At 46.7% G+C, this 14,734-nt stretch carries 9 protein-coding genes; 3 read left to right on the forward strand and 6 right to left on the reverse strand.

Translation table 11 applies throughout. The annotated features are described in order from the left end of the window. Positions 1-64: 64 nt before the first annotated feature. The 3 genes from ACH59B_RS22630 to ACH59B_RS22640 form a co-directional block, all read right to left on the reverse strand. Complete coding sequence (locus tag ACH59B_RS22630; RefSeq protein ID WP_045244617.1) at positions 65-505, reverse strand: GNAT family N-acetyltransferase; 441 nt, start codon at positions 503-505, stop codon at positions 65-67. 306 nt (positions 506-811) lie between these two features. After that, positions 812-2,725, reverse strand: a complete 1,914-nt coding sequence (locus tag ACH59B_RS22635) for a stalk domain-containing protein (RefSeq protein WP_016822967.1) — start codon at positions 2,723-2,725, stop codon at positions 812-814. A 48-nt stretch (positions 2,726-2,773) separates the two neighbouring features. Next, positions 2,774-4,006, reverse strand: coding sequence for a S1C family serine protease (locus ACH59B_RS22640; RefSeq protein ID WP_019688752.1), 1,233 nt, complete (start codon positions 4,004-4,006; stop codon positions 2,774-2,776). Positions 4,007-4,361: 355 nt separating this feature from the next. Here ACH59B_RS22640 and ACH59B_RS22645 point away from each other — a divergent pair, with 355 nt between their 5' ends. Continuing rightward, positions 4,362-5,987 (forward strand): nitrite/sulfite reductase, encoded by a 1,626-nt coding sequence (locus ACH59B_RS22645; RefSeq protein WP_016822965.1) that lies wholly within the window; start codon positions 4,362-4,364, stop codon positions 5,985-5,987. Positions 5,988-6,105: 118 nt separating this feature from the next. Here the strand turns inward: ACH59B_RS22645 and ACH59B_RS22650 are convergent, their stop codons facing one another. From ACH59B_RS22650 to uvrB, 3 genes are all read right to left on the reverse strand, one after another. Continuing rightward, on the reverse strand, positions 6,106-7,317 hold the full coding sequence (locus ACH59B_RS22650) for a hypothetical protein (protein WP_102998492.1): 1,212 nt from the start codon (positions 7,315-7,317) through the stop codon (positions 6,106-6,108). Positions 7,318-7,727: 410 nt separating this feature from the next. Continuing rightward, the gene (gene uvrA, locus ACH59B_RS22655) at positions 7,728-10,589 is read right to left on the reverse strand and encodes an excinuclease ABC subunit UvrA (protein ID WP_126666390.1); all 2,862 of its coding nucleotides are present in this window, start codon (positions 10,587-10,589) and stop codon (positions 7,728-7,730) included. 170 nt (positions 10,590-10,759) lie between these two features. After that, positions 10,760-12,751 carry an excinuclease ABC subunit UvrB gene (uvrB, locus tag ACH59B_RS22660; protein WP_013373322.1) on the reverse strand — a complete coding sequence of 664 codons (1,992 nt, stop codon included), beginning with the start codon at positions 12,749-12,751 and terminating at the stop codon, positions 10,760-10,762. A 208-nt stretch (positions 12,752-12,959) separates the two neighbouring features. Here uvrB and ACH59B_RS22665 point away from each other — a divergent pair, with 208 nt between their 5' ends. Together ACH59B_RS22665 and ACH59B_RS22670 are read left to right on the forward strand one after the other, a co-directional pair. Further along, positions 12,960-13,787 (forward strand): flagellar motor protein, encoded by an 828-nt coding sequence (locus ACH59B_RS22665; RefSeq protein ID WP_016324776.1) that lies wholly within the window; start codon positions 12,960-12,962, stop codon positions 13,785-13,787. Then, on the forward strand, positions 13,771-14,586 hold the full coding sequence (locus ACH59B_RS22670) for a flagellar motor protein MotB (RefSeq protein WP_013373324.1): 816 nt from the start codon (positions 13,771-13,773) through the stop codon (positions 14,584-14,586). The genes ACH59B_RS22665 and ACH59B_RS22670 overlap by 17 nt, the downstream gene beginning before the upstream one ends. Positions 14,587-14,734: the final 148 nt, after the last annotated feature.

Here is a 14,734-nt window from a genome sequence, read left to right on the forward strand (position 1 = left end):
GAAATACAAAAACACCTCCAATCCCGGTCAGCGGTGCATTGGAGGTGCGTCATCATACCATTAACTAGGCAAAGCTATACTTCGCAAGCATTTCTCCCCAAGGTGATATTCCTTCCTCCCTGAAACCAGATTTTCTGTATAGCTTTCTAGCAAGTTCATTGTCTGGTTTATATCCAATCATGATCATATCAGTCCGATTACTGGCTTTCCTTATTTCGTCAATAACCAGCAACATTGCATGGTAACCATGGCCTTGGCCTTGAAATCTTTCGTCAATCATAAATCGGTAAATCCAGTAATTCCCGTCATCCGGGTCTAAACCAAACATCGTAAAACCAATCAATACGTCATTATTATAAATCGCTCTAGATAAAAACCCATCCAAAAACTGACATTCCGCAATTGAGTAAAGGTTAGATACCATAAACCTTTGTTGCTCAGGGCTCGGTTGAAGTTCAGCACATTCTTCCCAATTACTTTTGTCGACTGCCTTTAGCGTAATTATTTTCGGATTCCTCCTATATATCGCCTTCCATTTTTTATATTACCAAAGCTTACTGACCTTGCCGTAAGAAAAAGCTCAATGTTGAAGCTTGGTGGTCGTGTTATAGCAAAAAGGCGAAATAAGGCCTCGTAAAAGTATGCAGCCTTCGCACTTCCCTGCTTACTTCACTCTCTAAAAGATTAGGAATATTTGGCGGTGGCCAGCGAAGCGGGCCATTTGAATCCGAAGAAGCGCCAGCGATCGTAGGATCAAATGGCATGCGTAGCCTCTACCCACTACAGCTCACTAATCTTTTATCCTCACCCTTTACTTCACAAAACTAAACGAATTCAGCGTCGAATCCAGTGCGTTGGACTGTACACCCGTGTTGTTCGCATCGTTTAATGTCGTTGTTACGGTATATGTTTTACCGTTATGCTCCAGAACGATTTGGCGACCTGTATAACCGATGCCTTCCTCCACACGGTGGAATGTAAAGGACACTGCCGACACACCAGCAAATGTTACATCCTTAACTTCCTCCACTTTAATGTTTTTATAGTTCTTGGCTTGCTTATCATAGAAGTCCTTAAGCTGGGATACCGTTAATTCAAAGGATTGGTCGTTGTCGATTTTGATAGAAAAACGCCCTCCGGTAAATTGATACTCTATATCGCCCAATTCAAATTGATCGCTAACCGCAGTCCAATACCGCGGGATATTCACTGTATATTCATATGCTTTAGACGTTTTTTTGATCGTTTTCGTTTTGTCCGCCAGATAGTCATCCTCTTCCAATTGTCCAAAGTTATTCGCTACTGTTTGGAAATCGATTTGAAGCGAAGAAATGAGCGCGTTGAACTGGTCATTTCCCTTGCTTACCTTTTCAGGCACTGCGTATTCAGCCAGGTAGCGATATCCATTTTGCTGAATCAGCACATTGTACTCCTTGACCCATCCATCCCCAAAATTATAGCGGTACTCCTGTACTAATCCCTGAACACCTGCAACCTCCAACGGGTACGTCTTTTGTGCCTCGTATGCTGTGGACACAAATGAATCGCTCAGCCATTTTTGCAGTTGCTGACCCCAGTTTTCCAATTTTCCATCTGCTGGAGCAGAGGTGATTTTCATGTGGAAGCTTGATCCGTCATTGCTTTCATACTGCATTCGTTGGTCGTCCATTTTCCAGCCTGCGGGTATTTTGAGTGACACACCGTAATCTGGATTCCCGGCCTCACGTGTGCCTCCTACTACAGTGGACAAGTCTTTAATACTTTTATCCTGTGCATTAAAAGAGGTTTTAAATGAGTTCAACAGTCCAGCATACTGGGCCAGATCTTTATAGTTCGTTGCTTTAGCATCGGAAAAATAAACGACATACAGTCGTCCGTTGTCATAGTACTGACGATTTTCCCACAGTACGCCGTCCCCATCCTTCGTAATAACACGAGCATAAGGCACTTTCGCTTTCGGGAAGGATTTTCGGTCCACTACAGTTTCTCCCGTTTCCTTGGCTGCCTGCACCAATTGTTGCAACAAATCGTCTGCATTCAGTGGAACCGGCTGTAATGCTGTGTGTACTTCCATATAGTATGCACTGTTCTCGTCCATAAATGTGGAAATACTCTCATCTCCACCTCCCTGACCGATAACGAGTCCTGTTGGATAGTTCATGGACCAATCGTAGTAACTATTCCCGATCTGCGTCTTGCCCTCATCATTATCAATGTTCGGTGATTCTTCTGCTACCGTGCCCGCCTCTTCTTGGGCTTCCATCCGAATGATGATTCCTGCGCCGTTCTTCTCCATCTTACCGCCCAGTCCTTCTGCTACTTGACGCAAAGGCACCATGAGGATTCCTGACGACATTTCCGGTGGAGCCGGAAGTGTCACCTTGTGTCCTCTCACCCAGGCTGTACGACTACCAATTGTCAGCGATACAACGTGAGTGCCGCTGGTGATCTTAACCACATTATCTTCAGCTAGGCGAATTTTGCTGTTAAATGCCTTTTTAAACACACCAGCCGGAACCATCAGTGCTCCACTTTTGGAATAGGGTTTCGTAATATTCGCATTTTGGCCGTTCACGATGGCTGTATTGCTGCCGCTTTGTAGACGCAATTCCAATATGTTTTTATCTTGATCTGCTGCAACTGCTGGTAAAGCGGTAAGCAGAAGGGACAATGCGACAGCGCCGACCCCCAGCTTACGCATCATTTTTCTTTGCATATGCTTCACAGTAAATCTCCCTTTAGCTTTATTTTATAAATTGATGAGCCGTTATCTTCACTTTCCCGTAGCTGAATCTGACGCTTCCTTCGAAGGCGCTATACCGTCATCTACAGCAGCTCCTGATTCATTCGAGTCTTCAAGATCTTCTCCAGACTGAATGGAATCATAAATTTCACCAGTATCCTGTGTCAGTACCAGCTTGCGCTTCACAATATCACCGTCCGACTGCATAAGTACACTCACCGTTTGGCCCGGTTGATAGTTTTTAAGCAGCTCATTGACATCAATGGCGGAAGCTACACGCTTGCCGTTAATACTATACAACTCATCGCCTTCCTTGATTTTAACCTGTACGGCACTGGCTGAGGTGACTTTAGTGACTTTCAAAGGGTCCTCGGTAGGTAATCCAACGATAGCTGACCAGCTCTCTTCAAGCCCTAGGCCAAGACTAGCACGCCGAACCTCACCATATTTGAAAAATTGATTGATGACATATTTCACTGTATCCGCCGGAATCGAAAAGCCCATATTTTCAATTCCGACCGCTGAGAACTTCATTGTATTGATCCCGATAACCTCGCCCTTGAGATTGACCAGCGGACCACCGCTGTTACCAGGGTTGATCGCGGTATCACTTTGAATGAGACGATACGCAGCGTTGACACCACGGTTCAGCCCGCTAACAACACCTGAGGTTGCCGAGTTACGAAGTGAAAAGGAGATCGGCGTACCGATAGCTACTACCTGCTCGCCTACCTGTAAACTATTCGTAGAAGCTGCAAAGGTAGCAGGTTTAAGACCGCTTGCCTTAATTTTAATCAACGCCAAGTCACTGATCGGATCGCTGTAGCTGTCGATGATTCCGTAAGATTTTCCGTCCGAGGTTACAACTACGGCATCACCTAATCCTTCGATTACATGCGCGTTCGTAACAATCCATCCATCTGCCCGAATGATGACACCCGTGCCGTGAGCCAGGTTGTATCGGTCTCCCCCTGCTACGGTCTCTCCTGTCGCAGAACGGCCAATGATGCCGACTACCGAAGGAGATACATTTTTAACGACCTGCGGCACACGATCGGCCGATAACGTATATGTACCATTTGCGCTGTTATACGCGCCGCTGGTTCCTAATGCTTTATTCATATCACTTACGTTAACATAGACCCCGCCATTAATGACCTTGGCCTTCAACGCAGCTCCACTGCTGGCTGCACCTGCCGTTCCAGAAACACATAGAGCGCTGCCCAAAGCCAGCACAGCTACCCTTTTCCCCATCTTACGCATATACTCACCATTTCCTCTCTAACATGACCCTGTTCTATCAGTTAGTCCAAATCTACCATAGAGGGGACACGCATACAATCGCTTTAAGCCCTATCTTTTTCTAAAAAAGCGCCGTTTGCCACATCCCTATCCTCTCATACTATTTATATTATAAATTTTCCAAATCCTTATATCAAAAAAATAAGCAAAAACAATAAAAAATCGTTATACCCTTTGGACCATTCCTTCGTTTACGGGCATAACCAACTATGATACCATCACATTATATCTTAGTTATATTGTCGGAAATAAAAAATCGTGAGTTCTATATCTAAAATCTCAAGTATAAATAAGACACATGAAGGAGGTTAAAAAGATGGCCTATGAACCCATCTGGAATGCTCATCCCGATAAGCTTAACAAGTTTGAGTTAGTCAAGCTGGAAAAGGATGGTCTCGACGTTATACGTACCATCATCGAAAGCTATGCACACAAAGGGTATGACTCGATCTCTGCGGACGATATGGACCGATTCAAATGGGCTGGGGTTTACCAGCAAAAACCCAAGGATGGTCATTTCATGATGCGCGTCCGCATCAATACAGGGATCATGACTTCAGCCCAGGCACGTGCCTTAGCGGACATCTCCGCACTGTACGGGCGCGATCTTGTGGATGTCACCACCCGTCAGGCGATTCAATTTCACTGGCTGACCGTTGAAAGCTTGCCGGATATTTTCGAACGTCTGGAAAAGGTTGGTTTGTATTCCTTTGAAGCCTGTGGGGACTGCCCTCGTACCATTGTCGGCAATCCTCTGGCTGGCATTGATCCTAATGAGCTGGTGGATACTCAGGAGATTGTAGATGAAGTAAACCGCTTTTTCTTATTGAATCGCGACTTTTCCAATCTTCCGCGCAAATATAAAATGTCCATCTCCAGTAATACTTACAATAATGCACAGGCTGAAATTAACGACCTGTCCTTCACACCGGCAACCAAGATCCTTAACGGAAAAGAAGTGGTTGGCTTCCATGTGATGGTTGGCGGTGGACTATCCGCCAAGCCGCATTTGGCACATCCGCTGGATTTGTTTGTCCGTCCTGAGGAAGTACTGAAGGTTGCTATTGCTGTCACCACCATCTTCCGTGATTACGGCTATCGGGAAAAACGGCACCATGCCCGTCTGAAATTCCTTGTTGCCGATTGGGGCCCAGACAAATTCCTGGCCAAGCTGACTGAGTACACTGGCGAAATGCCGGGACGAGGTGAAGATAAAACCATTGGCTGGCAAGCCGCCTATTTTGACGGTATACATCCCCAAGCCCAAGAAGGTCTGAACTATGTCGGTCTGAACGTACCTGTTGGTCGCCTCAGTGCTGACGAGTTGCATGAACTGGCCGACCTGGCTGACCGCTACGGTGATGGGCAGATTCGTACCACGATGTCGCAAAATATTTTGCTGAGCGGTGTGCCGGATGATCAAGTAGATGAGCTACTGAAAGCTCCCGTGCTGCAACGCCTGACACCACAGCCCAAGCATTTTATGAGCCGTACAGTATCTTGCACAGGAAATGAGTTTTGCAATCTGGCGATTGTGGAAACGAAAAAGCGAGCAATTGACGTTGCCGAGTATTTGGATCAGCACGTACAATTGGATGAAAAGGTGCGCATCCATTTTATTGGTTGCCCGAATTCCTGCGGTCAAAAGCATATTGCCGACATTGGACTGCAAGGCTCGCTCCTTAAGACACCTGAAGGCATGGTTGACGCGTTCGACATCGCTGTCGGCGGGGCACTTGGAGCAGATGCCCAGTTCAACAAGGCACTCAAAGGCCGCGTACGTGGGGATCAGGTTGGTCCTGTATTGGCAGAGCTTATTCTGTTTTACAAAGAAAATAGGATTGCTGGCGAAAGCTTTTATGCGTATGTACAGCGTGTAGGCATTCCGTCTTTCCAAGAGAAGTTGTCTGCCATTTTACAGTCCAGCCACGTTGCATCCTAGACATAAAGCCCATTAACAGCCTGCTTGTATTTTATATACAAGCAGGCTGTTTCTTATGCCACACCACAGTGCCATACCTACTTGCTACTTCTTCGATTTCATAAAAAAAGACACCGGATTACTCCGGTATCAATATTTTCGCAAAATCGAGTACTATTGGCTTTTGGACGCCTGTTGTAGATGTCACCACCGCGTAGCCTGAAGGAATCTTATATATCAATCCCGTATCATATCGGATGCCGAAGGAGTTATCTTCCTTATAATGAGTCTTCGTTTCCCACACCTTCGTGCCGTTTCCTTTTAAGCCTGTGATAGTAATGCCATGCATCTTCGTGGTTTTACCCAGTGGATCATATTGATCACTGAACTGGACGTACAACTGCTCCTCAGGCAGATACACCCGGTCAGCGGCATAGTCCTCTGTATTACTAAACAATTGCAGACCATTACTTAACACCTGGGTACGCTTGCTGTTTCCTTTAAGCCCTGTTACAGCAATATGACCGCTGGACAACTCACGTACCGCCGCAATTTCCTTACCTGATCCTAAGTCTAGATGGACATCACGGATATTACGACCATACACATCGGCTTGTACCCCCACGGGACCATCTGAGCTGTTCAAAAGCGCATAATATCCATTGTGACTGCCAACCAGCCAACCTGAGGTCACCCCGGCCGTTGTTCGATTCCATTGTATGTCGCCATCTTCTGTGTATTTGAGTACAGTGAAGGACTGCTCCGCAAGGTTCAGTGAGGAGACTAGAAAACTGCCATCCTCAAGTGGCTCCAGTCCTACCTGAGAACCCTGCCCTTGGGATATCAAGCCATCAGTCGGTAATGTTTTGGACCACAAGGGGTTTCCATCCGCGTCCAATCGTGAAGCCTGCAAATCCCGCATTCCGTTCGGTTGGGTATAATCAATCAGAAACAACAACCCACCATCTGACGTCTCCCGCTGGACTCCCCTGCTACTTGTTCCCGGTTGTACGTTCAGGTCCTGCTGGTGTTTCCATACAGTCTCTAGAGAACTGTCCAGCTTGCCGTACGTGACGTGTACCACACTTGCTTCTGTAACGTCCTCAACGTTCAGCATTACAAACCCACCCTTTGCTGCGGGCTGAATATAATTGTGAGCGTTTTCTGAATCTTTAATAGTTCCAATCGCTGCACTGGTTTCGATCTCGGCTTGTATGGGCGCATACGCCTCGGACACCTCGGAGGCATAGGACGGTGCAGCACTATAACCCAATAACCATGCCGCTATAGTGACTCCTGCTGCCCATGAGTATACACGTGTACGTAGAACTCTACTTTGCTTAATCTTCAAACGTTCCAGCTCCCTTCATGACTTCCTCAGAGATGTGGTATAAATCTTAGATGTGATATAACTATAGACGGTTTCGCTTCAACTAGTAATGGTTGTCACGGGGCACGGAACTTCGTATGATGCTAGATAATCATAAGTTATATATTAACCTCTTCAAGCCCGAGCCTAAACATCCAAAACTCCAAAAATTTAGAGATTACTCAGAGACTTTCTGTCGATGAATATACATATAGATTTATTATTCCAGCGCTTGGTAAACTATGTGTCACATGCTTTAACGCAGGAATTTGATAAAAGTTTTCTTTTTTTACAAAAAAAATAAACCCTGCCAACGGGAAAGCATAAATACGCTAATTCGTATTCTGCCTTCCTGCCTGTGCAGGGTTTCTAAAACATACACTAAACAGTATCTATAGATCGACGGTCTGAAGCGCTTGGCTGCGCTGTGTATCCCGTTCAAGGATCGGCTTTAAGTATCGGCCTGTATAGGATTCTTCAACTTTTACGAGTTGTTCTGGTGTCCCGGTAGCCAAGATCGTTCCACCGCCGCTTCCGCCTTCAGGCCCCAGATCAATCAGGAAATCGGCTGTTTTAATTACATCTAGATTATGCTCAATAACCAGTACCGTCTCTCCCGAATCAACCAAACGATGCAGCACCGTCAATAAACGGTCAATATCGTGAACATGTAGACCCGTTGTCGGCTCATCCAAAATATAAATGGTTTTACCTGTGCTGCGACGATACAGTTCGGAAGCTAGCTTCACACGCTGTGCCTCACCACCAGACAAAGTAGTCGCTGGTTGACCCAACTTGATATACCCCAAACCTACATCCATCAGCGTCTGAATCTTGCGATGAATCTTCGGGATATTTTCAAAAAATGCTGTTGCATCTTCTACCGTCATCTCCAGCACATCAGCAATACTCTTCCCTTTATACTTAACCTCAAGGGTCTCCCGATTATAGCGTTTGCCTTTGCACACTTCGCAGGGTACGTACACATCGGGCAGAAAGTGCATCTCAATCTTGATGATGCCGTCGCCTCTGCAAGATTCACATCGGCCTCCCTTAACGTTAAAGCTAAACCGGCCTTTCTTGTAGCCTCGAACCTTAGCCTCGTTCGTCTGCGAGAATAAATCACGGATATCATCGAACACACCGGTATAAGTCGCAGGATTGGAACGCGGTGTACGGCCGATTGGCGATTGATCGATCTCAACCACCTTTTCGATATGCTCTAGCCCGCGAATTTCTTTATGTTGACCTGGACGTACTCTCGCACGGTTCAGATCACGCGCCAGCGTTTTGTACAAAATTTCGTTGACCAGCGTCGATTTCCCAGACCCGGATACGCCAGTGACAGCCGTGAAAACACCCAATGGAATTTTGACATTCACATTTTTGAGATTGTTCTCCTTGGCTCCGCGAATCTCCAGCCACTTATCTGCCGGCTTACGCCGCTCGGTATTGACCGGAATAAACTTACGCCCGCTCAAATATTGACCGGTCAGGGAATTCGGATCTTCCATAACTTCCTGTGGGGTCCCCTGTGACATGATCATCCCGCCATGGATTCCGGCTCCTGGCCCAATGTCAATGATATAGTCGGCCGCCATCATCGTATCTTCGTCATGCTCCACCACGATCAACGTATTGCCTAGATTCCGCATATGTTCCAATGCACTAATCAGGCGGTCATTATCTCGCTGATGCAACCCGATACTTGGCTCGTCCAAAATATAAAGCACACCCATCAGACTGGAACCGATCTGTGTCGCCAATCGGATACGCTGTGCCTCCCCGCCGGACAACGTACCTGCTGCACGGCTTAAAGTCAGGTATTCCAGACCAACGTTAACGAGGAATCCCAGTCGGCTGTTAATTTCCTTTAAAATGAGGTTGGCGATCGACTGCTCTTTCTCACTCAGCTTCAGTGTATGGAAAAATTGAGAAGCCTCCCCGACAGACAAAGCTGTCACATAAGCGATATTACGCTCTTGAATCGTTACTGACAGGCTTTCTTTTTTCAGTCGGTGCCCCTTACAGGTGTTACATGGCTTTGCACTCATAAAGCCTTCAATAAATTCACGTATTCCCTCAGAAGCCGTATCACGGTAGCGACGCTCCAGGTTCGGGATAATGCCCTCAAAGGTCACATAGGCTTCCTTACGTTGACCAAAATCATTTTCATAGCGGAAACGGATCTTCTGGTCACCTGTTCCGTGCAAAATAAGATTCATTTGTTCTGACGTCAATTGGCTTACAGGAACGTCCTGCGGAATACCGTAGTGTTCGCATACAGACTGTAAAAATTGAGGATAATAAGTGGAAGTTCCTCCACTCCATGCCTGGAACGCCCCATCTTCTACACTTTTTTCTGGATCGGGTATGAGCAGATCAGGGTCAACCACCATTTTAACTCCTAGCCCATCACAATCTGGACAAGCACCAAACGGACTATTAAAGGAGAACATCCGTGGAGACAGCTCATCTATGCTAAAACCGCAAATCGGGCACGCAAAGTTGGAGCTAAATCGCAACTCCTCTTGACCTATAATATCTACAAGCAACTGTCCGCCTGAAAGATTCAGTGCCGTCTCGATAGAGTCGGACAGACGGGCACGTATATCTTCCTTGACTACGATCCGGTCTACGACCACTTCAATCGAGTGCTTCTTGTTCTTCTCCAGTTCAATCTTCTCGGACAATTCACGCAGTTCGCCATTCACACGTACCCGTACAAAGCCCTGCTTAGCTATATCAGTGAACAGTGTCTTATGCTCACCTTTGCGGCCGGATACCAATGGAGCCAGGATTTGCAGCCGTGTCTTTTCAGGATACTGCAAAATGCGGTCTACCATCTGTTCGACGGTCTGTGAAGTGATTTCAATGCCATGTTCAGGACAATGAGGATGACCTACTCGGGCAAATAACAACCGCAAGTAATCATAGATTTCTGTAACTGTTCCGACCGTAGAACGAGGATTCCGACTTGTCGTTTTTTGGTCAATGGAAATGGCAGGTGACAGGCCGTCAATCGAATCGACGTCCGGTTTCTCCATTTGCCCGAGGAATTGACGGGCATACGCAGATAATGATTCCACATACCGCCGCTGTCCTTCCGCATAGATCGTATCGAAAGCCAGTGATGATTTACCTGAGCCGCTAAGCCCTGTCAGGACGACGAACTTGTCCCGCGGAATCGTCACGTCAATATTTTTGAGATTATGCGCGCGTGCGCCTTTGATGATGATGCTTTCATTCGCCAAATGTTTCATCTCCTTAGCCGTAATTCACGTCATCCTAATATCGCATTGGATTATCCGATGGAAGTGATATATCGCAAAGAGAACGACCACATCGGCCGTCCTCGCTATTTCTTAAAAGCAATCAAACATTCTATTATCAATATGTTGTGCTTCTAGCTTATTCCCAATGTTTAATCAGCCCGCAATTCCAGCAAAGCATCACGCAACTCGGCGGCCCGTTCGAACTGTAGATTCTTGGCCGCATCCTTCATTTCTGCTTCTAGGCGCTGAATGAGGGATTGACGCTCCTTCTTGGAAAGTTTACCCGTCTCATTAGGAAGGTAATCATTCTTGGACTCTGCCGTCTTGGTTGCTTCAATGACATCACGTATCTTTTTACGGATGGTTTGCGGGGTAATCCCATGCTCTTCATTGTATTGAATTTGAATCGCACGGCGACGTTCCGTTTCCTTAATCGCTTTATCCATAGAATCGGTAATCTTATCGCCATACATAATAACACGTCCGTCACTATTCCGCGCTGCCCGTCCGATCGTCTGAATCAGAGAGCGCTCAGAACGCAGGAAGCCTTCTTTGTCCGCATCCAAAATCGCAACCAGCGATACTTCCGGCAAATCGAGACCTTCCCGCAACAAGTTGATCCCGATCAGCACATCAAAGGTTCCTAGACGAAGATCCCGCAAAATGGCCATCCGTTCCAAAGTCTTAATCTCGGAGTGCATATACCGAACCTTGATGCCCACTTCTTTTAAATAGTCTGTCAAATCTTCAGCCATTTTCTTCGTGAGTGTGGTGACCAGTACCCGTTCTTCACGTTCTATGCGCTGCCGTATTTCATTAATGAGATCGTCAATCTGCCCTTTGCTCGGACGCACCTCAATAATAGGATCAAGGAGACCGGTAGGACGGATAATCTGCTGCACCATTGTATCGCATTTTTCCATCTCATACGGGCCTGGAGTAGCCGATACATAGATAATTTGATTCACTTTGTCCTCGAACTCTTCGAACTTCAGCGGACGGTTATCCAAGGCAGATGGCAAACGAAAACCATGTTCAACGAGAACATTTTTACGCGCCTGGTCCCCGTTATACATCGCACGAATTTGCGGCAATGTAACATGAGATTCGTCGATGACGATCAGCATATCATCTGGAAAATAATCCAACAGTGTATATGGAGTTGCTCCGCGCTCGCGGAATGTCAGTGGACCCGAGTAGTTTTCGACACCGGAACAAAAGCCAACCTCTCTCATCATCTCGATATCATAGCGGGTACGTTGCTCCAAACGTTGCGCCTCTAACAGCTTCCCTTGCTCCTTCAGCTCTGCTAACCGCTCTTCTAGCTCACGTTCGATATTGACCAGTGCTACCCTCATCGTATCCTCATGAGTAACGAAGTGAGATGCCGGGAAAATGGCGATATGTTCACGTTCACCGATCAATTCACCTGTAAGCACATTAATTTCGGTAATCCGTTCAATTTCATCTCCGAACAGTTCTACCCGTATCGCGTTTTCTCCATGGGAAGCCGGGAATATTTCAACAACATCCCCCCGTACACGGAAAGTACCCCGCACGAAGTTGATATCGTTCCGCTGATATTGAATATCGACCAAGCGGGACAAAATCTGATTGCGGGGTTTCTCCATGCCGACTCTAAGCGAGAGCAGCAAGCTTGAATATTCTTTCGGGGAACCCAAACCATAAATGCAAGAGACACTCGCTACAATAATAACGTCACGACGCTCAAACAGAGAGCTTGTGGCTGAGTGGCGAAGTTTATCAATCTCCTCATTGATGCTGGAATCCTTCTCAATATACGTATCGGAAGAAGGGATGTACGCTTCCGGTTGGTAGTAATCATAGTAGCTGACAAAATAATCAACTGAGTTGTTTGGGAAAAATTCTTTAAACTCACTTGCCAGTTGAGCAGCCAAGGTCTTGTTATGCGCAATAACCAGTGTAGGCCGATTCAGCTTGGCAATGGTTTGAGCGATGGTATACGTCTTACCTGTTCCCGTAGCACCCAACAGAGTTTGATGCTTCTTTCCTTCTGCAATTCCTTCTACCAATTCAAAAATGGCCTGGGGTTGATCGCCTTGAGGTTGGAATTCCGACTGAATTTCAAAAGTCTTATCGCTAACAACGATATCACTCATTGCCCTGCATCACCCTTATCGTCTAAAATGGAAACATCATGTTTTTACACCAATCGAGCTTTAACGTCTTTACCTGTAATTCTATGTCGATATTTCCCGAGCAATGATACTTGGGAAATATGGTTGAATAAGAATGTTTGTTCCCGTATTATACCTCTTTCTTACCGCGGATGCAAACGATAAGTCTTGAATAGGAGTGAATTGAATTTTGGATATCACCATCGTATTGGGCATCATCGCCGGAATCATAGCATTAATCGGTGGCTTCTTGTGGGAAGGCGGAGAATTCACAGGGCTGCTTCAAGGTACATCAGCTCTGATTGTATTTGGCGGAACTTTCGCCGCAGTTGTAATCAGTTACCCTGCCTCCAAGCTGAAGACAATACCCACCGCTCTGCGGATGGCTTTTAGTCGTGAGGACAATCCAACGGAGCAATATATAGAAGATTTGGTTTCCATGGCAGCCACCTCCCGCCGATCCGGTGTGCTTGCGCTAGAACGTATATCATCAGAGCATCCGAATGCATTTTTGCGGGAAGGTCTTCAACTAGTCATTGACGGCACTGAACAGGAACAGATCAAGCAAATTTTAGAACTAGAGTTAGATGCTATTGGGCACAAACATGAAGGGTACGCCAAAATATTTGAATCGGCAGGCGGCTATGCCCCTACGATGGGGATTATCGGTACGGTCATGGGTCTGATCCATGTACTTGGCAGCCTAACCGAGCCTACTGCGCTCGGACCGTCGATTGCTGTAGCTTTTATCGCAACATTATACGGCGTTGCTAGCGCCAATCTGATCTTTCTGCCCATCGCGTCCAAAATAAGAGCAGCCAGTGAAAGTGAAATTATTACGATGGATTTGCTGCTGCAAGGTATCCTGGCTATCCAAAACGGAGAGAACCCTAAGCTTGTACGCAAGAAGTTGGAGTTCTTTATCCGCTCAGAGCAAAATATAGATCGCAAACCACCTCGTCGCTCACGTACAGAGAGCGCTACTCCAAAGGAGGACTTCCATGAGAGCGCGCGCTAAGCGCCGTGGGCGTCAAGGTGGCGGCGGAGACCAACGAGATCGTTGGATGATTACCTATGCCGATCTGATCACCCTACTGCTCATTTTTTTCGTCGTGATGTATGCTATGAGCAGTCTGGATGCTAAGAAATACGACGTCGTTGTTCAATCCCTCCAGGATACGTTCCACAAGGGAGATTCTATTTTGGAACAAGGCTCGGGCATTACAGGAACTGCCGATCGTTATACCAGCAAGAATCCACCCGCGACGAAGCAACCGGCCTCTAATAAAAAAGAAGCGGGATCAACCAAGCTCACCGAGCGTGAACAAGCATTTCGCAAGCAGGAAAAAGAGCTGCAAAACCTAATGGGTGTCATTCAGGAATATATTACAGACAACAAGCTACAAAACCAGATTTTCGTATCCGATCAACCGCGTGGCATTGTCATTACGCTGAATGACCGCTTTCTATTCGACCAAGGCAGAGCGGCACTCAAGCAGGGCTCTGCAAACACGCTATCCAAATTAGCCAGTCTGTTTCGAGATTTGAAAACACCGATTAGCATAGAGGGCCATACGGACAACATTCCATTCACGCGTTCCTCTAACTCATCGACCTACAAGGACAACTGGGAGCTTTCCGGCGCTCGGGCACTGTCTGTACTCCGATTCTTTATCGACCGAGAGCAGCTATCCCCCTCAGGATTCCAGTATGCGGGTTATGCAGATACCCGGCCGGTTGGTGACAATAGCACCGAAGCAGGGCGACAAAAAAACCGCCGTGTCGAAATCACTGTGCTGCGCCAGCTCCAGCAGTAAAACCCAAAAACCTCCCGAGTCACGCCATAACGTGAATGGGGAGGTTTTTTTGAGATGTATCCTCATGTTACATGGCTTCCGCTCTGATGTAGACGCAGAACAATAAACTGTACGAACAACGTGGATAAGGGCGGCGTACGAGATGTAA

This window comes from Paenibacillus sp. DP01 (genome assembly GCF_044784315.1).
Classification (GTDB): domain Bacteria; phylum Bacillota; class Bacilli; order Paenibacillales; family Paenibacillaceae; genus Paenibacillus; species Paenibacillus polymyxa.